The 18,953-nt window shown below is 41.8% G+C and carries 18 protein-coding genes; 10 read left to right on the top strand and 8 right to left on the bottom strand.

The features are described from left to right. Nucleotides 1–14 precede the first annotated feature (14 nt). From G561_RS0110700 to G561_RS0110695, 3 genes are all read right to left on the bottom strand, one after another. A complete protein-coding gene (locus tag G561_RS0110700) occupies nt 15–761 on the bottom strand; it encodes a hypothetical protein (protein ID WP_028859557.1) in 747 nt (248 codons plus the stop codon). A gap of 215 nt (nt 762–976) precedes the next feature. Next, nucleotides 977–1,288, bottom strand: coding sequence for a hypothetical protein (locus tag G561_RS15380; RefSeq protein WP_147286703.1), 312 nt, complete (start codon nt 1,286–1,288; stop codon nt 977–979). A gap of 303 nt (nt 1,289–1,591) precedes the next feature. Further along, nucleotides 1,592–3,112, bottom strand: coding sequence for a catalase (locus tag G561_RS0110695; protein ID WP_028859556.1), 1,521 nt, complete (start codon nt 3,110–3,112; stop codon nt 1,592–1,594). A 289-nt stretch (nt 3,113–3,401) separates the two neighbouring features. Here G561_RS0110695 and G561_RS0110690 point away from each other — a divergent pair, with 289 nt between their 5' ends. After that, nucleotides 3,402–3,743, top strand: coding sequence for a DMT family transporter (locus G561_RS0110690; protein WP_028859555.1), 342 nt, complete (start codon nt 3,402–3,404; stop codon nt 3,741–3,743). Nucleotides 3,744–3,769: 26 nt separating this feature from the next. On the opposite strand, the gene G561_RS0110685 is transcribed toward G561_RS0110690, so the two are convergent. The 4 genes from G561_RS0110685 to G561_RS0110670 all read right to left on the bottom strand — a co-directional run bounded on the left by G561_RS0110685 (nt 3,770) and on the right by G561_RS0110670 (nt 7,979). Next, on the bottom strand, nt 3,770–4,531 hold the full coding sequence (locus G561_RS0110685) for an iron ABC transporter ATP-binding protein (RefSeq protein WP_028859554.1): 762 nt from the start codon (nt 4,529–4,531) through the stop codon (nt 3,770–3,772). A 107-nt stretch (nt 4,532–4,638) separates the two neighbouring features. Continuing rightward, nucleotides 4,639–5,754, bottom strand: a complete 1,116-nt coding sequence (locus G561_RS0110680) for an iron chelate uptake ABC transporter family permease subunit (protein WP_115342976.1) — start codon at nt 5,752–5,754, stop codon at nt 4,639–4,641. A 62-nt stretch (nt 5,755–5,816) separates the two neighbouring features. Continuing rightward, nucleotides 5,817–6,875, bottom strand: a complete 1,059-nt coding sequence (locus G561_RS0110675; protein ID WP_028859552.1) for an ABC transporter permease — start codon at nt 6,873–6,875, stop codon at nt 5,817–5,819. A gap of 45 nt (nt 6,876–6,920) precedes the next feature. Continuing rightward, entirely contained in the window at nt 6,921–7,979 is a 1,059-nt protein-coding gene (locus G561_RS0110670; protein ID WP_028859551.1) for a siderophore ABC transporter substrate-binding protein, read from the bottom strand. 579 nt (nt 7,980–8,558) lie between these two features. On the opposite strand from G561_RS0110670, the gene G561_RS14485 reads away from it, so the two are divergent. From G561_RS14485 to G561_RS0110640, 7 genes are all read left to right on the top strand, one after another. Further along, a complete protein-coding gene (locus G561_RS14485) occupies nt 8,559–8,939 on the top strand; it encodes a TehB family protein (RefSeq protein ID WP_051584513.1) in 381 nt (126 codons plus the stop codon). Between the two features lie 159 nt (nt 8,940–9,098). After that, complete coding sequence (gene arsC, locus G561_RS0110660) at nt 9,099–9,506, top strand: arsenate reductase (glutaredoxin) (protein WP_028859550.1); 408 nt, start codon at nt 9,099–9,101, stop codon at nt 9,504–9,506. 243 nt (nt 9,507–9,749) lie between these two features. After that, nucleotides 9,750–10,073: a FeoA family protein gene (locus G561_RS0110655; protein WP_201586184.1), complete on the top strand. Its 324-nt coding sequence runs from the start codon at nt 9,750–9,752 to the stop codon at nt 10,071–10,073. A gap of 98 nt (nt 10,074–10,171) precedes the next feature. After that, the gene (gene feoB, locus G561_RS0110650) at nt 10,172–12,094 is read left to right on the top strand and encodes a ferrous iron transporter B (RefSeq protein WP_081794451.1); all 1,923 of its coding nucleotides are present in this window, start codon (nt 10,172–10,174) and stop codon (nt 12,092–12,094) included. A 20-nt stretch (nt 12,095–12,114) separates the two neighbouring features. Beyond that, nucleotides 12,115–12,243: a FeoB-associated Cys-rich membrane protein gene (locus G561_RS15730; protein ID WP_115342975.1), complete on the top strand. Its 129-nt coding sequence runs from the start codon at nt 12,115–12,117 to the stop codon at nt 12,241–12,243. Nucleotides 12,244–12,411: 168 nt separating this feature from the next. Then, entirely contained in the window at nt 12,412–13,689 is a 1,278-nt protein-coding gene (locus tag G561_RS0110645; protein ID WP_028859547.1) for a D-serine ammonia-lyase, read from the top strand. A gap of 57 nt (nt 13,690–13,746) precedes the next feature. After that, nucleotides 13,747–14,391: a glutathione S-transferase gene (locus G561_RS0110640; protein ID WP_028859546.1), complete on the top strand. Its 645-nt coding sequence runs from the start codon at nt 13,747–13,749 to the stop codon at nt 14,389–14,391. A gap of 297 nt (nt 14,392–14,688) precedes the next feature. On the opposite strand, the gene G561_RS0110635 is transcribed toward G561_RS0110640, so the two are convergent. Beyond that, nucleotides 14,689–15,024 (bottom strand): helix-turn-helix domain-containing protein, encoded by a 336-nt coding sequence (locus tag G561_RS0110635; RefSeq protein WP_081794450.1) that lies wholly within the window; start codon nt 15,022–15,024, stop codon nt 14,689–14,691. Between the two features lie 632 nt (nt 15,025–15,656). Here G561_RS0110635 and G561_RS14480 point away from each other — a divergent pair. Both G561_RS14480 and G561_RS14475 read left to right on the top strand, forming a co-directional pair. Beyond that, a complete protein-coding gene (locus G561_RS14480) occupies nt 15,657–16,622 on the top strand; it encodes an OmpA family protein (RefSeq protein WP_051584512.1) in 966 nt (321 codons plus the stop codon). 61 nt (nt 16,623–16,683) lie between these two features. Beyond that, a partial coding sequence (locus tag G561_RS14475; RefSeq protein ID WP_037032227.1) for an Ig-like domain-containing protein occupies nt 16,684–18,953 on the top strand: 2,270 nt, incomplete at its 3' end.

Genomic DNA, 18,953 nt, shown 5'->3' with positions numbered 1-18,953 from the left:
TAGGGTCAATCACCTTAGGCATTTTCAAGTTTAGGTCGTGCTTTTTCCACCGCTTTTAATAAGGCTGCTTTAAACTCACCGGCTTCGAATTGTACTAAATCTGAGTGAGCCGCACAGAAGTTACGAGTATCTTGCCATTTTTCGGCAATGGATTCTGCCCAATCGCAGTAGTCTTGACCTGCAGTAGGATGGTCGGTTAGGGCTTTTTTGGTAGTGGGATGTAGCCCTAACTCTGGTAAAACTGCTTTTAGAATCTTAGCAGGCGGTGTAACAAAGGTATCATCGACATGCAAGCTGCGACTGGCGGGATGATACGCAAGTAGTGAGCTGGCATGTATCATTTCGTTGGGTGAGATATAGTAAATGCCTTTAGGCAGTGAAAACTCTAATTCAGGATAGCGCTCTGCTACCGCTCTACTCTCTACCAAATCTTCGGCCCAAGTAACTTCTGGAACCTGCTGCTTATGACGTTTACTGCCATAGTTAATAGCTTTTGGGAAGTCCTTGGCCATTTGAGCACAGTGGACAGTATGAAAAGGATGTAAGTTTAAAATAGCTTCAACGTCCTCACCATTATTGGTTAAGGTCATAACCTGGTCACGTACGTCACCGCTTAAAGTATAGCTGTCTAAGAATATAAATGTTCCAGACTCAAGTTTGACCAAAGAGCACTGAGTGCCAATGTCTATAAGACCACCAATTTTAAAAGAGCCACGTATATTCCAGAATCCTGAACCTAAATCTATAATTTTATGAGACATTTTTTAATTCCTAGTTATAAGTATGGGTAAAACTATAAGATGATAAAAAGTATTCAACACAATTATGTGGGTGAAATAAAATTAGAAAGGTAACAATATTATGACGACTAACGGACGCTGGGTTTGTTATAAAAAGATATGAAATGTTAATAGATAGAGATAGAAGTAGGTAAAAGCAGGAATTTAGTAAGATAGTAGGCTAAGCTAGGCCTTCACTAAGCAGTTAATAATAAGCAGGATTTACAGCGCCAAGGGGTTTCAATAGTTTGTTTTAGCTGAAGCGGGGAGGTGACTCTTCTTAGCTGTCGACAGACTTGACACTGATAGCGGCTATCATAAACATAACAGTAATTTAATATGGCCAATACTTCGGATGCGTCTGGCAACTCAAACCAACTTTGCAGATAGTGTATTTGTTTTGCTATATCGTCAAACTCCTCAATTTCACATTTTTTCCAAAACATGCGGCACAGTAGACGCTGTCTAGATGTAAGCGTGGGGTCAAAGTACAGTTGAAGCGATGCCATATAAGCCTTTTTTTAGTAAAATTAATATTGTTGAACTAAGCTATTAACGTTCAAGATCTAAAGCTTCTTGTCTAAAATAATTATTATACGTTACTCAATCTGTAACGTCAGCTGTTGTTAGCTGTAGTCAGTTGTAAGCTATAATCAATAAAAGTCTTTTGTTTTCAGACTGCTATTAAACTGCTATCAAGCCGCTTGCTTTCAATAAGCAAAGCACCCTAAGTTGAACCTAGGGTGCCTTGTAGAGTCAGCTTCTAAGATTAAAGCAAATCCATTTGTCCTATAGCTGTGTTGTTGACAGTATTACAGTAAGCTGTCTAAATGACGCGCAGGGTCCGTTTCGCGAGCTGCTAGTGCGTCTTCGACAGTTAGACCAATGGCTTTAGCCACGCCTTCACCGTAGGCTGGGTCACACCAGTAGCAGTTACGAATATGACGATACTTGATAAAATCTGGAGTTGGCTCGATATCACGAGCGGTATTATCAAATAAAGTCTGCTTTTGCTCATCGCTCATTAAGTTAAATAAAGCGCGAGGTTGACTGAAGTAGTCATCATCGTCTTTACGGAAATCCCAATGAGCTGCATCGCCGTTGATTTTTAGGGGTGGCTCAGCGTATTCAGGCTGCTCTTGCCACTGCTGGAAGCTGTTTGGCTCATAATGTGGACGACCACCATAGTTGTCATCAGCGCGGCCTAAACCATCACGGTGGTTACTTGAGTATGGGCAGCGTGGTTGGTTAACTGGGATTTGATGGCTGTTAACGCCCACACGGTAGCGCTGCGCATCAGCATAGTTAATCAGGCGGTTTTGTAGCATTTTGTCTGGAGATACACCAATACCTGGTACTAGGTTGCTTGGTGCAAACGCTGCTTGCTCTACATCCAAGAAGTAGTTGTCTGAGTTTTTATTAAGCTCAAATTCGCCCACTTCAATCAAAGGATAATCGCCTTTTGGCCAAACTTTGGTTAAATCAAATGGATGGTAAGGGACTTTTTCAGCTTCTTCTTCAGGCATAATTTGAACGTACATCTTCCATTTTGGGAAGTCGCCTTTTTCGATAGACTCGAATAAGTCTCTTTGGTTGCTTTCACGGTCCCTACCTACTATTTCAGCAGCTTCAGCATCCGTTAGGTTTTTGATACCTTGTTGGGTGCGCATGTGGAATTTGACCCAGAAGCGCTCACCCTCTTTGTTCCAGAAGCTATAAGTGTGTGAGCCAAAGCCGTGCATATGACGGTATGAGGCGGGGATACCACGATCACTCATTACAATAGTTACTTGGTGGAATGACTCAGGTAATAGTGTCCAGAAGTCCCAGTTATTAGTTGCTGAGCGCATGTTTGTGCGAGGGTCACGCTTTACAGCTTTGTTTAAGTCAGGGAATTTGCGAGGATCACGTAAGAAGAAAACCGGGGTGTTGTTGCCCACTAAGTCCCAGTTACCCTCCTCAGTATAAAACTTTAAGGCAAAGCCGCGGATGTCACGTTCAGCATCTGCTGCACCGCGCTCACCGGCTACAGTACTGAAGCGGGCGAACATTTCAGTTTTTTTACCCACTTCGCTAAAAATCTTCGCACGGGTGTATTTGGTAATGTCATTGGTGACAGTAAAGGTACCGAACGCACCAGAACCTTTGGCGTGCATGCGGCGCTCTGGAATGACTTCACGTACAAAGTTAGCTAGTTTTTCATTTAACCAAAGATCTTGAGCCAGTAACGGGCCACGAGGACCAACTGTTAAGCTGTTTTGGTTATCAGCGACGGGCGCACCATTATTCATAGTTAGTTTTGTGGGGGCGTATGGGCATTTTTTATCACTCATTGCGGTCTCCTTAAATGAGGTGTGAGATAATTATTATTAAGCCGTTAATGCTTAATATATTAGCTGCTTTATAACTTTGGCTTTCTTGCTTAGTTCTATTAAAGCCCATGATTTATGTTTGGTAAAATATATTAATATCAACTTAGTGATTTGTTAATTATATTAAGCTTGGTTTAATTTATTTGCAGTCGCTTCTATTTATTTTTAGTCAACCGTATTACTATCTACTTTTAACCTACAGGGATTGCTCCCACTAAGGCGTGTCTTTTTTTATTAGGTCAGAATATCTATGTCTCAAACCCTTATTGCTTATAGCTTTTTAGCAGGTGCGATCCTCTTTGAAGTGATAGGCACAACTTTTCTAGTTAAGTCCGAAGAGTTTACTAAGGTAGGTCCAACTCTTGCAACGATAGTGCTGTATGCCTTTTCTTTTTACTTTTTGACTAAGTCACTAAGAGAGATCCCATTAGGTATAGCTTATGCCTTATGGGGAGGGGTGGGTATTGTCATGACCGCTGTTGTGGGATTGGTTGTCTTTAAACAGAGTATTGATACGCCGGCAGTGATAGGCATCGGCTTAATTGTGGCCGGCGTGGTGGTGCTAAACTTATTTTCAAGTTCTGTCGGGTGAGAGGTAGGGAGGTTTAGGCGAATACGCTAAACCCGGCTATCAATAATAACCGGATAGCCTTTATGCTCAATCACAGTGGCCTTCACTCCATATAAATCCTGTATGGTCTCTTGGGTAAGCACTTCAATAGGATGGCCGGTTTGGATAACTTGACCGGCTTTCATCATCACCACTGTATCGGCGAATTGTGCTGCTTGGTTGATGTCGTGCAGCACAATGACCACGGTCTTTTTTTGTTCATGCGCTAAGCTGCGTAGGGCACGCATCAGCTGACCTGAGTGGTACATATCTAAGTTATTAAGCGGCTCATCAAGTAATAAGTACGGTGTGTCTTGGCATACAATCATAGCAATAAGTACCCGCTGCTGTTGCCCGCCGGATAAGGTAGATAAATAACGATCCGCTATATCCTGTAACTCGAACTTTTGGATAACCTCAGCCACTTTCTGGTGATCCGCTGGGGTGGGTCGACCTTGATGATAGGGGTAACGGCCGAACATCAATAGCTCTCCCACGCGCAGACGGCCTTGTAACTGATTGCTTTGTGCCAATATGGCCACTGTCTTAGCCATAATCTTGCTGTCGGTATGTGCAATATCATATTCACCAAACTGAACCGAACCACTTTGCAAGGGTTGCAATCGCGACATCACACTAAATAAAGTGGATTTACCCGCTCCATTGGGCCCGATTAATGCGATCACTTGGGCATCTTCTAAGCTTAAACTGATATTATTCAAGATAGGGTAGTGATCGATGTGATGGCTTACATTATTAATGGTAATCATAAAGGTAGTCAGCTGCTAGAAATAAAGTAGGGTAAAAGTTAGAGGTTATAACAGGGCACTGTAAACCGAGACACTATAAGTAGGTTGCCAGACGTCTTATTTGCCATTTAAACTACTTGCTTACGATATTGTTTTAGTATCAGGCCAATAAATACCAGGCCGCCGAGAAGTTCAATTACCACCGAAAGCACACCAGCCATGCCTAGCACCCTCTCAAACAAAGTTTGACCCAATACCAAAGTAATCATGGATACTAAGCTGACCAAGACGATGCGTTCGCTGTGATACATACTGTGGCTGATGCGGTTGGTCAAAGCGCATACCAATAATCCCAAAAATACGATGGGACCGACAAAAGCGGTTGCGGTAGCGACTAATACTGAGATGACTACTAATAAACGCAGAGTTAGGCCTTGGTAATCAATGCCTAGACCAATGGCGTCAGAACGGCCCAGCATCAGCACATCGATTTGAAAGCGCCAATGCCAAACAAGCCAAGCACTGACAATACAAATGGCTAGGCTCAGCCACATCATATGTAGGTTGGTGATATTAAATTGAGCAAAGCTGGCGGCTTGTATCACTACGAAGTCTTCGGGGTTAATCAGGCGTGCCACTAAATTTGATAAGCTTCTAAATAACACCCCAAAGATAATGCCTACTAAAATCAGCCGAGATAAAGAGTGCTCAGTGCGATTAAATAATAGCCGAAACAGTAATAAAGAGGCGGCTACCATTAGCGCCACTTCAATACCAAACTTTAGTAACGGTTGACCGGTAAACATATTAACCGCACCCAAAAAAAACACTAGTAGGCTTTGGATGAGAATATATAACGAGTCAAAGCCTAGTAAAGCGGGTGTTAAAATAGGGTTATGGGTGAGGCTTTGAAACAGTAGCGTAGAAACTCCGATGCAATAACCCACAATCATAAGCGCCGCTAGCTTTTGCCCGCGGAACAACAACACAAAGTCCCAGTTACCATTGGACTGTAAGGTCATAAACAGCACGCAGCTAATCAATAAAGTCAGCAAAGCAATCCACACCGGTTTGCTAAACACCAAGCCGGGATTAATACGCAATTGGGTAGAGCTAATGACAAGGTTAAGTGGGTTTTCCAAAGTTTGCTTTTTTGAGGGCACTAACGGCGAGCCTGCATATTTCCTAATAGTGCTAGAGGACTTGGGTATTGAGTCGACTGATGCTTGCTTGGGTGAATTCATAATAAGCTTAGCTGGCAAAAAGGGTAAATAAAAGATAAGACTTAACGGCTGCTATAGTGAGCTTAAGCTGGGGCTGACGGATTAACTTCAAGTTTACGAGGTTGGGGTTTGCGAGGTTTACGTAATAACAGCCATAAAAATATCGCTGCTCCAATAACCCCAAATACGGTCGCTACCGGTACTTCAAAAGGATAGCGAATGCTGCGACCAATAACGTCGCACAGTAACACCAAACTCGAGCCAAATAATGCCACTGCAGGCAAGCATCGGCGTAGACTGTCGCCCATTAAGCGGCTGATAATATTCGGCACTACCAGTCCAACAAAGGGAATGGCGCCTACGGTGACCACCACCACGGCGCTAATCATGGCTACGGTCAATATCACAAACCAGGTCATCAAACGTTGGTTCACCCCTAAGTTAATAGCAATGGCATCGCCTAATCCCACAATGGTTAGTTTGTCAGCCAAAAAATAAGCCACCAGTGCTAAAGCACCGGTCGCATACAACAGCTCATAACGACCTGCCAAAATGGTGGAAAAATCCCCAAAACGCCATACTGACAGCATCTGTAAAGATTCTGTCTCATAGGCAATAAAGGTGGTGACCGCTTCAATAATGCCGCCAAACACAATGCCCACCAAAGGCACCATTAAGATATCCGTGGCAGGCAGGTGCTTAATCAGACGCATAAACAGTACCATGCCAGCGATAGCGCACAAGGTGGCAATTAACATCTTGCTAAATAGGCTACTTGTGGGCAAATACAAACTGACCAAAAGTAAGCCTAAACCTGCACTTTGAGTAGCACCCACCATAGAGGGATCGACGAAGCGATTTTTTAATACCACTTGTAAAATCATCCCTGCCACTGCTAGGGAAGCACCGGTTAAGATAATGGCTAGCGTGCGCGGTAGGCGACTCACCAGCAATAGTTGCAGGTCGTTACTGACGGATTGCTGGGTCAACGCTTGCCACAGCCCTTGCCATGAAAAATCTGCCACACCCAGCGATAAGCTTAGCAAGATTAAAGCCATCAACAGCAGCACACTTAAAATGTTGAGCAACATAGGCGATAGCAAAATAGGTCGAGCTTTGGGGTTGGCAGATGAATCAAACATGACCGTCTTTATTTTTACTGTAAGAAGTAGGGGATATGCGTTCGTTTATTGAGTGCTCTCAACTTTTTCGGCTTTATTAAAGGCGTCAGTGATAATCTTGGCATCTTTTAACCATTGGTAATAACCACCGAAAGCTAGATATGAGTCTGGGCTTAGGTAGACAATGTGTTTGTTTTTCCAAGCTTTGGTTTGATGCATTAATGGGTTATCCAATACCGCATCTGCACCGGCGCCTTCCTCGCCGATGGCTGAGCTTCTATCTAATACAAATAACCAGTCGGGATCGACCTTTTGTAAGTATTCAAAAGATACGGGCTGACCATGTCGACCCTCTTCAATTTGGGTATCAGCCGCAGGAATGCCGAAGACAGTGTGCAAAAAGCCAAAACGAGATTTTTCGCCATAGGCTGAGATTTTATTGCCATTGACTAACACAACCAGACCATTACCTTTACCAGCACTGGCTGCTTTGGCTTGCTCGATGGCTTGATCAATATCTTGTTGCAGCTGTGCTGCTTTATCGGCTTTATTAAATAGCTTTCCTAAGTCAGCTAAGCGCTGTTTGCTAGACTCGTAAATATTTTCGGTATCTAAAGTAAGGTCTAAAGTTGGCGCCATTTTGCTAAGCGCATCATATTTTTCTGCCATACGTGAGCCGACTAAAATGGCTTTAGGCTGCATTTGATTAAGTGCTTCCATATCAGGCTCGAATAAAGTACCGATATTTTTACTGTCTGGAGCGCCCGCTGCTTTTAAATTGTCTAGCCTTAAACTACCGGGTAAGCCGGCAACGGGTACTTCCAAAGCAGCTAAATCTTGCATCAAGGTCATATCATACACTGCTAGCGGCTCAGGATTAGTAGCCAAATCTACTGGACCACGTACAGTATCAATCGTTACCTGATCTTGGGACGGGCTCTTGGTGTTGTTTTTATTATTGTCTACTTTGATTGAAGAAGACTCTTCAGCCTGGTTAGTCTGCTCAACTTTAGGCTTAGCGTCGTCTTGTTGAGACGAGCAACCCATTAAAGCACTGCTAATTAAAAGTGGGATTAAAGCAAACTTAGTTTTTGAATAGATAGAGGGAAGGGAAGAATTAAACATAAAGAACTCGCTTCTTGTCACTTTGTAAAATAAATAAAACAAGGTTTAAAATAATTACTCAAAAAATAAGAGTTATTTAAAACTAAAGGCTATTTGAAACTAACGACTACGGGTTGAATAAATATTAAGGTTTATCAGTTATTGAAAAAGCGTCTATTACCAGCCAAGAAAACAGCCACATACTGCAAGGTATAAACCAAGAATTTGGCTATGATACCTTCATATTCTCAATAAGTAAACGATAATCATTAACATTTGATATTAATTTATATTATATCGTTTCACTTATTATTTTGAGCCAGACAGGGGAACCTGCCCCACGCTTTGCAATGTTTTTAATGAATGCTTATGTCAGTGATCATAGAATCGGAACAATGACTGACTCACATTATTAGTGCTCCAGTCTGGTATTTAGGACGTTGCTATCAGATTGTTAGACAGAGACAGCCTCAATAGAATACGTCACAATTGTGATACAGCATTTGGGAAAATACAGCGTTAACATAGCCATAAGATTCATTTGAAATGAATCTTATGGTAAAAAGCAACAACAATAGAGACGAAAACAAGGAGAGAGTTATGAGCCCTATAGTGATTCCAAGTCATTGGAGAGTGAAGCGCTCCACACCATTTTTTACCAAAGACAATGTACCGCCTGCTTTATTGACCCATCACAATACCGCCGCAGGTATTTATGGACAGATTTGCGTGATGCAAGGTACGGTAACCTTCTATGGCTTTGCGGATGAACAAGCCACTGAACCTGAGCAAAAAATAGTCATAGAAGCAGGGCAGTTCGCGGTAAGTCCACCGCAATACTGGCATCGTGTCGAGTTAAGTGATGATGCTCAATTTAATATTAACTTTTGGTCTAAAAAAGAGCACGAAGGCAGCAAACTTATGCAGCAGTCCAAAGTTCATAATCAACCGATTGATTTGCTAGATCAGTCTGCTCAATAAGCAGGTGATAAGAAGAAGGCGTATCAATAAAGTAGACTGAATGTTAAGGATAGCATTTGCTTAAGTGAGTCACATTTTATATGCTTGGCTCACTAATTTTCTTTGTTTTACGCTCTTTTCTGTAGCAATTACTTTTAGACGAATCAATAGGACTTAACGATGACCTCTACTATCTTACACAACCCAAAATGCAGCACGTCACGCAACGCTTTGGCACTTATGCAGGCTTCAGATGATACTGTTGAAGTAGTTGAATATTTAAAAACCCCGCCTAGCCGTGGGTATTTGGTTGAGCTGTTAGCTAAGATGCAGATGTCTCCGCGTGAGCTTATGCGTAGTAAGGAAGCGGTATTTACTGAGCTAGGATTAGACAATCCTGACGTAACAGAGGATCAGCTTATTGATGCGATGGTAGAGCATCCTATTTTAATTAATCGTCCTATTGTGATTACTGATAAGGGGGCGGTATTGTGCCGACCTTTAGAAAATATCTTTGACGTATTGACCACGCCGGTTAAAGAATTCACTAAAGAAAATGGCGACGTCATTGTGAATCCCAATGCTTAATCACGCCATAGCGAGCTTACAATATTAGTCTGAATTATACGAAAGGCTTAGCCCTCATAAGCTAATATTAAGCTTCTCAGCCTTCAGTTATTTACTGGGGGCTTTTTTTATTTTGTTTTTTAAAATATCTAAAAAAATTAGCTTGTTAGCCAAAAAGACTAGGCATATAATAGTTGTAAACGCTAAGTATTCTTATTTACATTCACTTTTAACCTAACTTTACTTTAACCGATAGGCATATGTATGGAACAAGCAATGTTCGTTTCTAACACAGCAGTTTCTGAAGCGTCTAAAACTATGGCGAATCGTCAAGCATATGCTTTGCTTGAGTTTGATAAAAACCAGCCGGTGGTTATTGAAGAAATTATAGAAAATCCGCGTTTTGGCGATATCGATAAGGTAGTAGAACAACGCCTTAAAGACTTAGGGTTTTTGCCAAATACAGCACTACGTATCGTAGCCAAAGGGCTATTTGGAAAACCTCCTTATGCGGTGCAATTGGCATCTGGGGTACAGTTTAGTCTGCGGATGGATGAACTAAAGAAAATTCGCTGTCGGGCGCTTTAATTTATCTCTAATTGTGTTTAGTGCTTGCTGCTCTTTGTGCCTATCTGTTCCTACTTGGCCCGTCTTTGATTTGGCTTCTTATTAAGTGATTACCGTATATGCCCAATCTTGTCATTGCTGCTCCAGCGGATACTGCTACCTCCTCTAACAATCATATTACCCTTGCCTTAGTAGGCGCCCCCAATTGTGGTAAGACCGCTTTATTTAACGTATTAACTGGCTCAAAAGCCAAAGTGGCTAACTACTCAGGGGTGACTGTCGATAAGCGGTCAGCAACCTTCATTCATGATGATACAGTTAAGATACTGGACTTACCAGGCACTTATAGCTTAGCGACCACCAGTCCTGACGAAGAGGTGACCCGCAAGGTATTGATGGGAGAGATGCCCAATGAGGCTGTGCCTGATGGTATTATCGTTGTCGCTGATGCCACCAATTTACGTATGTCATTGAGGATGATTCTTGAACTAAAAAGCTTAGGCCTGCCAATGATGGTCGCTTTGAATCTAAATGATGTGGCAGTCAGTCGTGGTATGGATGTTGATGAAGTGGCTCTATCCAAAGAGATAGGCTTGCCAGTGGTAAAAACGGTCGCCATTAAACGTAATGGCAATAAACAGCTACTGTCCTTAATTACTGAATTTTCAGCGACTCATAAAGGGCAGACACGTCCAGTGCGCTTTTCGCAAACGGCGCCCGATTCGCAGCAGCTCTATCAACAAGCCGATGATATTATCAGTCGTACGGTCTCTATTCCACACAGTTTGCCTAAATGGCATGAACGCCTTGATTACTGGGCTCTGCATCCTGTAGTCGGCGTGATTTTATTATTTCTAATCTTGTTTGTGATATTTCAAGCGGTATACGCTTGGGCGACTCCGATGATGGATGGCTTAGAAGCGTTAGTGACTACAATTGGCGGCGTAATAGCAGATTGGTTGCCTGAAGGTATCTTAAAGAGCTTAATCGTGGATGGTATTATCGCTGGCGTTGGTAGTGTGATCGTCTTTGTGCCGCAGATTGCGCTGCTGTTTTTGTTCTTGTTGATACTTGAGGATTCAGGCTATTTGCCTCGGGCTGCTTTTTTATTAGACAATTTGCTCTCAAAGGTAGGGCTGTCAGGCCGCTCTTTTATCCCATTATTATCAGGCTTTGCTTGCGCTGTTCCGGCGATTATGTCGACCCGAACTATTCCCAATCCTAGAGAGCGGATGGTGGCGATATCGGTATTACCGATGCTGACTTGTTCAGCAAGACTACCCATTTATGCGTTAATCATTGCGGCGGTAGTGCCCAGACGTTCGGTAATGGGGGTGTTCAACTTGCAAGGGATGACCTTGTTCTTCCTCTACATCGCTGGGATTACATCAGCGGCCTTAATCTCTTGGATAATGACTCGATTTCGGCAAGGTAGCTTACAGCAGGTTAGCTTTCCATTGCTAATGGAGCTGCCGACTTATCGGATGCCCAATATTAAGCACATTGTTACAGAGCTTTGGAGTAAAGTACGGGCGTTTTTGGTACAAGCAGGGACAGTAATCTTTGCCTTAACTGTAGTACTGTGGTTTTTGGTAAGCTTTCCGGCACCGCCAGTAAATGCGACAGGTCCAGCGATTGATTATAGTTTTGCCGGTATGCTAGGCTCGGTTATCGAACCTATATTTCGACCGATTGGGTTTACTTGGCAAATGTGTATTGCCTTAATTCCAGGCTTAGCTGCACGTGAGGTAGTGGTAGCCGCCTTAGGCACAGTTTATGCAGTGGGCGGTGCGAGTGAGGAGATGGCCAATCAGACCCTTATTCCTATTATTCATGCTGAATGGGGCTTGGCGACCGCTTTTGCCTTTTTGGTATTCTATATTTATGCGCCTATGTGTTTGGCAACTTTGGCAGTTATTCGCCGTGAGACCAAATCGATGAAACAGACAGTGTCTATTGCCGCTTATCTTTTTGTCTTGGCGTATGTTATGGCTTGGATTACCTATCGAGTTAGCGGCTCTATTTTTGGCTTTGATGTATAAACTATTTTAAGGAATAAGTTATGAGTCATTTTATCGAATATGGCATCGTTTTTATTATAGTTGCCTTAGCTGTATATTATACGTGGACTAGGGTGCTATTTAAAAAATCAAAAAAATGCTCGTCTGGCTGCGGGAAGTGTGGGTCATAGTACGTTGCTTTTAGCTTTATACCTGCTAAGGTTCTAATCAAATAAGAGTCTCATTGTTAGACGCCACTCCCATTTATTTCAGCCGCAAGGCCTATACGAAAATTCACTTAAGCTAATTCATACTGCGAATAGTTACAAAAATAATAATAGTAAAAATAAGGATGTCTTATGGTAGCTCAAACGCTGGACCACTTAAAATTACAAGCGCTGAAAAACGATCCTCTCATTGCTCAGCTGAGCCAAGCGCAGCCTGTATTTTGGCGAAGCGATAAATTAGCGCCTTTTGCTGAAGCGATTGAGGATGTTGGTCTTACTTTGGCAGACGTCGAGGAGGCTGAGGCTCGACTACAACGTTTTGCTCCGTATTTGGCCCAAGTATTTCCTGAGACAGCAGCCACAGGGGGCATTATTGAAAGTCAGTTTTATCATACTGAAAAGCTACAACAGGCGATGAGTCTCACAAAAGGCGAGCTGTATATCAAGGCGGACAATGAGTTACCTATTTCTGGCTCAATCAAAGCACGTGGCGGAATTTATGAGGTGCTGCAATATGCTGAAAAGTTGGCTGTAGAGCATGGGCTAATTCAAGAAGATAAAGATTATAGCCAGTTTGATTCTGATAAATTTAGAGCTTTTTTTTCTAAATATAAAGTTGCGGTGGGTTCAACTGGTAATTTAGGCTTATCTATCGGGATTATGTCGGCCAAGCTTGGCTTTAAGGCGCAAGTACACATGTCTGCTGATGCCAAGCAGTGGAAAAAGGATAAGCTACGTGCTAGTGGGGTCGAGGTTTTTGAGTATGAAGGTGATTATGGCGAGGCGGTAGAAAAAGGCCGCAAGCTTAGTGAAGCTGATTCCTATGGCTACTTCGTCGATGATGAAAACTCAAAGCATTTGTTTGTTGGTTATGCGGTAGCAGGTCTGCGTTTACAGCGGCAGTTTGAGCAGGCAGATATTCACATTAATGCCGAGCGTCCTCTGTATGTTTATCTACCTTGCGGCGTTGGTGGTGGTCCTGGCGGTGTGGCATTTGGTCTAAAATTAGCCTTTGGTGATCACGTGCATTGTGTCTTTGCTGAGCCTGTACAGTCACCATGCATGCTACTTGGAATCTATAGCGGACTACAAGATAAGATTAGCGTGCAAGATATTGGTCTTAGTAACCATACCATTGCTGATGGCCTTGCGGTAGGGCGGGCTTCCGGCTTCGTTGGTAAGGCTATGCAGCGCTCCTTAACGGCTTTTTATACTGTAGAAGATGAGCAGCTGTATCAGCTATTGCGCCAAGTGCATGAGTTAGAGGGATTAAAGTTGGAGCCATCAGCTTGTGCGGGTATCGCTGGCGTGCCTTATTTTGCTGAGGTGGAGAACGCCTTGCATCTGGTATGGGCTACCGGTGGTAATATGATGCCTGATGAAGTGTTTGCAGAGTTGTTAGCGCAGTAGCGGCACAAGTATTTTTAATCTTTAATAGATGTTTTTTAATTTTAACATAGAGCTATTATGAGCGATAAGTTTGCAATTTTGTACTCCTTTCGCCGTTGCCCTTATGCCATGCGGGCACGGCTTGGGCTGTTATTCTCTGGTATGACAGTTGAGCTGCGTGAGGTGGTATTAAAAAACAAACCGCCACAAATGCTTGCCATAAGTCCTAAAGGCACAGTGCCTGTGTTGCAGCTAACGGACGGCACTGTCATAGATGAAAGCCGTGACATTATGCTGTGGGCACTTGAGCAAAAAGATCTGCATAATTTGCTTGATGAGGCAGTGCAGGTGGAAGCCGATGCGTTAATTGACCAAAATGACAATGAGTTTAAATACTGGCTTGATCGTTATAAATATGCTGATCGTCATCCTGAGATGACCCAAGAAGAGTACCGTCAGCGAGGGGAGGTCTATTTGCGGCAGTTAGAGAAGCAACTTGAAAAGCACACTTATTTACTGGGTGATAAAGTGACTGTTGCTGATATTGGCATTATGCCTTTTGTGCGCCAGTTTGCACATGTCGATCGAGAGGTTTTCTATAATCTACCTTACCCCAACTTACAGCGCTGGTTGCAACACTGGCTCAATCACCCGTTTTTTTTGCAAGTAATGACTAAGTTTAAGCCTTGGGCAGAGGGTGATGAGGTTGTGGTTTTTGGTTAAGGTGTGTATTTTTTCAGTTGGGCCATTTGGGCATTATAAATCTAGTAAGCATCCTTTCTTCATCCTGAAAGCTATAACCCACTGCCATACCTTATCGAAAGAGGACCGGTGGGATTTCCATCTCCGGCAGCAGGCTATGTTGAAGCCGATATTGTAGAGCAATGATTTAATTTTTTATTGCTGATATCGGCATTATTATCCTTATGAACATTATTAAAAGCAAAACGTCTCTTTAAATCTCTCAATCAATGATATGTGGAATCTTTTTAATCCCATCATACGTTGAGTCTTATCTATTTATCTTAGTTTCTCATTTTCTTGTATTACTTTATTTTTAATCTCGTTAATCACTTTAGTGGGATCTAACTCTATTGCAGCGCAATATTGAATAAATTCAATGATATCAAGGCGCCTGTCTCCTGTTTCAACTTTTCCAATAAAAGAATAAATAACTCCCATACGATCCGCTAATTCGCGTTGGGTCAAACCTAAATCTTTTCGCCGATTTATTAAATACTGACGAAGAAACTCATGTTCAAACGAATGAATTGATTTTCTTAAGTTTCTAGATCTTTTTAAATCTTTAGGATTTATTAGATCTTTAGGTTTTTTTAAATTATTAATTGAACCCATAATAATCGCAGCTCAATATTTAATAGATATCAATGATATCAACACGCCTATCTCCTGTTTCAACTTTTCCAGTAAAAAAATTGTCATACGATCCGCTAATTGCGTTGGGTCAAGCCTAAGTCTTTTGGTCGATTTATTAAATACTGACAAAAAACTTATGTTCAGATGAATGAATTTATTTTCTTAAGTTTTAGCTTTTCTTAAATATTAAGACTTTATTAGTTCTTTAAAATTTATTCGAACTTTAGATTTCTTAAAATCATTATTGAACCCATAATAGGTTCATGATATCATGAACCCGTTTTAGGTTCAGAGTGGATTTAATAGAGCATAAAAGTTAGGTAAGACGGCATGAGATAAGGGGTAACACCTTAATTTCAAAGAAATATTATTTATTTTTATTTGTTATTTATTGTTGGGTTTATCTAATAAGTATTGGCTTTCTGTGAAGATGAAGACTAAAGATTAGTTTGATGCATGGAGGTATCTCATCAAGTTTAGCGACTAGCTATAAAGTCTAACAATAAGTAACAGCAATTCTTTAATTCTTGTCACCTGCTGATTTTTAAACTCTCTTAAATTTAATCAAAACTAATTTAAGTTTATCTTAAATAGCATGGCAGGAAATTAATATGAAGAATAAGCTATTTGCACTACTCTTTTGCACAGAAATTTTAACAGCATGTTCTATGAGTGCTGTTCCCATCACTAATGAAGTAAATAAAAAGTCTATTGGGAACGTTCAATGGTATTTACAACAAGAAATAAATTTACAGGAGCTTATTAATAAAGAAATACCTAAAGATGATGTCAGTATTTTTTTTATAAGACCGGAGGATAATGATCCAGAGCAAACCAGTGCCAATATCGCAATTAATGATAGATTTCAAGTTAGTTTGCAACCTGGTAGCTACACCCAGGTCTATTCATGCTCTGGTATAAACCGATTAAGTGCAGAAGTTACTGGAAACAAAACTAATGATCTTTTACTTAATGCCTCAGAATTTGAACTAACACCTAATAAAAACTACTTTTTTTATGTAGATGTAGATAAAGAAGGTAACTCTACTATCCAACAAATCGAAAGCGATAAGGCCTTCGATTACCTTAATAGTAAAAGGTATCAATCCCATCAAATAACTCGAGTTGTACCCAACTGTCCAGTGGCTAAACCTAAGCCCACCCCACCTGTATTACCTGCTCCAGTATTGGAAGAAGTTGTCAGTATTGAGTTAGAGGTATTGTTTGATAACGATAAAGCTATCGTTAAGCCTCAGTATTATAAAGAAGTCGAAGGGCTTGCTAACTTTATGACTAAGTACAGTAATACAACTGCTGTCATTGAAGGTCATACAGATAGTAATGCTAGCGAAAAATACAACCAAAAACTATCAGAGCGTCGGGCTAATGCTATTAAGTTTGTACTTATTAAAGACTATGGCATTGCGCCTGATCGTTTGAATGCAATTGGCTATGGAGAATTACGCCCAAGAGCAACCAATGCTACAGCAGAAGGTCGTCAATTAAATCGTCGAACAATAGCAGTCGTCCGTGAGCGTGTACGCATAGGCCAAGATGGAAACCAAATAATTGATTAATAAACCCTCTGAAAATTACTACTTGCAAAATTAATAAATTGAAGATTTTAGGTATACACTCATGAAGACAGTTAATGTAAAAATTCATAACAGCAAAGAAACCATACAAGAGATAAAAACAGTAACAAAGGATGGTCAGCCAGATGTCATCAAAGCTGTCAAAAATGTTAATTATGAGTTTTTTGATGAATCCATTGGTAGAGCACCCAACCATATTATCACTAGACGCGTAGGTAACGACCTTCATGTTTCGTTTGAGCGAGAAGGTAAAGAAACAGATTTAATTATCGAAGGCTTTTATCAATCTACAGAAAGACAAAACGAAGTAAACCAGATTGATGAGGACGCAGATAACAACCAGGCATTAATTGGAATTGCAGAAGACGGAAGTTATTATCACTATATTCCTGATACAGGGCAAGTATATGACTATGTCACCCAATTAGAAGTGGGAGCAGTTGAAGGTCAAGCACTAGGCGGTGAAGAGATACATGCGCCATGGTGGATAGCTGTGCCAGCAGGGTTTCCATGGTGGCTAGGATTAGGGTTAATACCTTTTTTAATTGATGATAACGATGATAACGATGATAACGACTACACCCCACCAGTTGAAGACAACAAACCAATAGCCGAAGACGACACCAAAGAAGGTAACGTAGGCGAACCAGTAGTCATTGATGTTGTTGGTAATGACACTGATCCAGATGGCGACTTAGACCCAACTACAGTACAGCTGATTGATCCTAAAACCGGTAAGCCAACTGATGAACCCGTAGAAGTACCAGGTGAGGGTGTGTGGTCAGTAAACCCTGAAACTGGCGAAGTGACCTTTACGCCTGAGCAAGGGTTTAGTAAAGACCCAACACCAATTGATTACACAGTAAAAGACAAAGCAGGTAACACGTCAGAACCTGCAACCATTACGGTTGACTATCCACAAAATCCACCAGTAGCCGAAGACGATACCAAAGAAGGTAACGTAGGCAATCCAGTAGTCATTGACGTATTAGCAAATGACAAAGATCCTGATGGCGACTTAGATCCAACGACAGTACAGCTGATTGATCCTAAAACCGGTAAGCCAACTGATGAACCCGTAGAAGTACCAGGTGAGGGTGTGTGGTCAGTAAACCCTGAAACTGGCGAAGTCACCTTTACGCCTGAGAAAGGGTTTAGTAAAGACCCAACACCAATTGATTACACAGTAAAAGACAAAGCAGGTAACACGTCAGAACCTGCAACCATTACGGTTGACTATCCACAAAATCCACCAGTAGCCGAAGACGATACCAAAGAAGGTAACGTAGGCGAACCAGTGATCATTGATGTTGTTGGTAATGACACAGATCCAGATGGTGACTTAGATCCAACGACAGTACAGCTGATTGATCCTAAAACCGGTCAGCCAACTGATGAACCCGTAGAAGTACCAGGTGAGGGTGTGTGGTCAGTAAACCCTGAGACTGGCGAAGCAACCTTTACGCCTGAGCAAGGGTTTAGTAAAGACCCAACGCCAATTGATTACACAGTAAAAGACAAAGCAGGTAACACGTCAGAACCTGCAACCATTACGGTTGACTATCCACCTACGGTTAATATTAATGCAACAGATGATCAAGCCATTGAAGGTGTTGATAACTTATTAGTTTTCGAAGTATCACAAAATCAGGTAAGTACAAAAGATACAACTGTTAAAGTTAGTCTTGGAAAAAACAGCACCATTGAAGCTGAAGACATTGCATCAATCAGCTACACTAAAGCCGATGGCACCCAAGTTACTCTAGATGACCAAGCTGCCATTGAAGCATTCTTGACTAATGGTGATAGCATAAAAATACCAGCAGGTGAAACTGCAGCACCAGCAATTACCGTTACAGTCGTAGACGATGATATCTATGAAGTGTCAGAAGACATGGTTCTTGAGATCAGCAACCCAAGTAACGCTGCATTAGGCACACCGACAGCCACAGGTGTGATTAAAGACGAAGCTGATGAGGATGGCAACCCAACAGAGGGTGACAGACCTGAAGTTAACATTAAAGCGACCGTCGCCGAAGCGGTAGAAGGCGAAGGTACAGCGCTTGAATTTGAGGTCAGTCAAACCAACCCAAGTAACGAAGACACCACCGTTGACGTTAACCTAGGCAGTGACAGCAGCATTGAACCTGAAGACATCGAGAAGATTGAATACACTGATGTAGACGGCAACCCAGTGGTGCTTGAGACGCCAGAAGAGATTGCTGACTTCTTAGAAAATGGCGCAACTGTCTTAATACCAGCAGGAGAGACCAAAGCGCCAGCGATCAAGCTGACGCCAAAAGACGATGACAT

The organism is Psychrobacter phenylpyruvicus DSM 7000 = NBRC 102152, assembly GCF_000685805.1.
In the GTDB taxonomy this organism is placed as follows: Bacteria; Pseudomonadota; Gammaproteobacteria; order Pseudomonadales; family Moraxellaceae; genus Psychrobacter; species Psychrobacter phenylpyruvicus.
This window is presented reverse-complemented; position numbering and strand designations above follow the sequence as displayed.

Coding starts and splice junctions, on each gene's coding strand:
- G561_RS0110670 (WP_028859551.1), bottom strand. CDS start 7,979: ATGTTTAATTCTTCCCTTCCCTCTATCTATTCAAAAACTAAGTTTGCT.
- G561_RS0110645 (WP_028859547.1), top strand. CDS start 12,412: ATGGTAGCTCAAACGCTGGACCACTTAAAATTACAAGCGCTGAAAAAC.
- G561_RS14485 (WP_051584513.1), top strand. CDS start 8,559: ATGAGCCCTATAGTGATTCCAAGTCATTGGAGAGTGAAGCGCTCCACA.
- G561_RS0110640 (WP_028859546.1), top strand. CDS start 13,747: ATGAGCGATAAGTTTGCAATTTTGTACTCCTTTCGCCGTTGCCCTTAT.
- feoB (WP_081794451.1), top strand. CDS start 10,172: ATGCCCAATCTTGTCATTGCTGCTCCAGCGGATACTGCTACCTCCTCT.
- G561_RS0110700 (WP_028859557.1), bottom strand. CDS start 761: ATGTCTCATAAAATTATAGATTTAGGTTCAGGATTCTGGAATATACGT.
- G561_RS0110635 (WP_081794450.1), bottom strand. CDS start 15,024: ATGGGTTCAATTAATAATTTAAAAAAACCTAAAGATCTAATAAATCCT.
- G561_RS0110655 (WP_201586184.1), top strand. CDS start 9,750: ATGGAACAAGCAATGTTCGTTTCTAACACAGCAGTTTCTGAAGCGTCT.
- G561_RS15380 (WP_147286703.1), bottom strand. CDS start 1,288: ATGGCATCGCTTCAACTGTACTTTGACCCCACGCTTACATCTAGACAG.
- G561_RS0110685 (WP_028859554.1), bottom strand. CDS start 4,531: ATGATTACCATTAATAATGTAAGCCATCACATCGATCACTACCCTATC.
- G561_RS14480 (WP_051584512.1), top strand. CDS start 15,657: ATGAAGAATAAGCTATTTGCACTACTCTTTTGCACAGAAATTTTAACA.
- G561_RS0110680 (WP_115342976.1), bottom strand. CDS start 5,754: ATGAATTCACCCAAGCAAGCATCAGTCGACTCAATACCCAAGTCCTCT.
- G561_RS0110695 (WP_028859556.1), bottom strand. CDS start 3,112: ATGAGTGATAAAAAATGCCCATACGCCCCCACAAAACTAACTATGAAT.
- G561_RS15730 (WP_115342975.1), top strand. CDS start 12,115: ATGAGTCATTTTATCGAATATGGCATCGTTTTTATTATAGTTGCCTTA.
- G561_RS0110690 (WP_028859555.1), top strand. CDS start 3,402: ATGTCTCAAACCCTTATTGCTTATAGCTTTTTAGCAGGTGCGATCCTC.
- G561_RS0110675 (WP_028859552.1), bottom strand. CDS start 6,875: ATGTTTGATTCATCTGCCAACCCCAAAGCTCGACCTATTTTGCTATCG.
- arsC (WP_028859550.1), top strand. CDS start 9,099: ATGACCTCTACTATCTTACACAACCCAAAATGCAGCACGTCACGCAAC.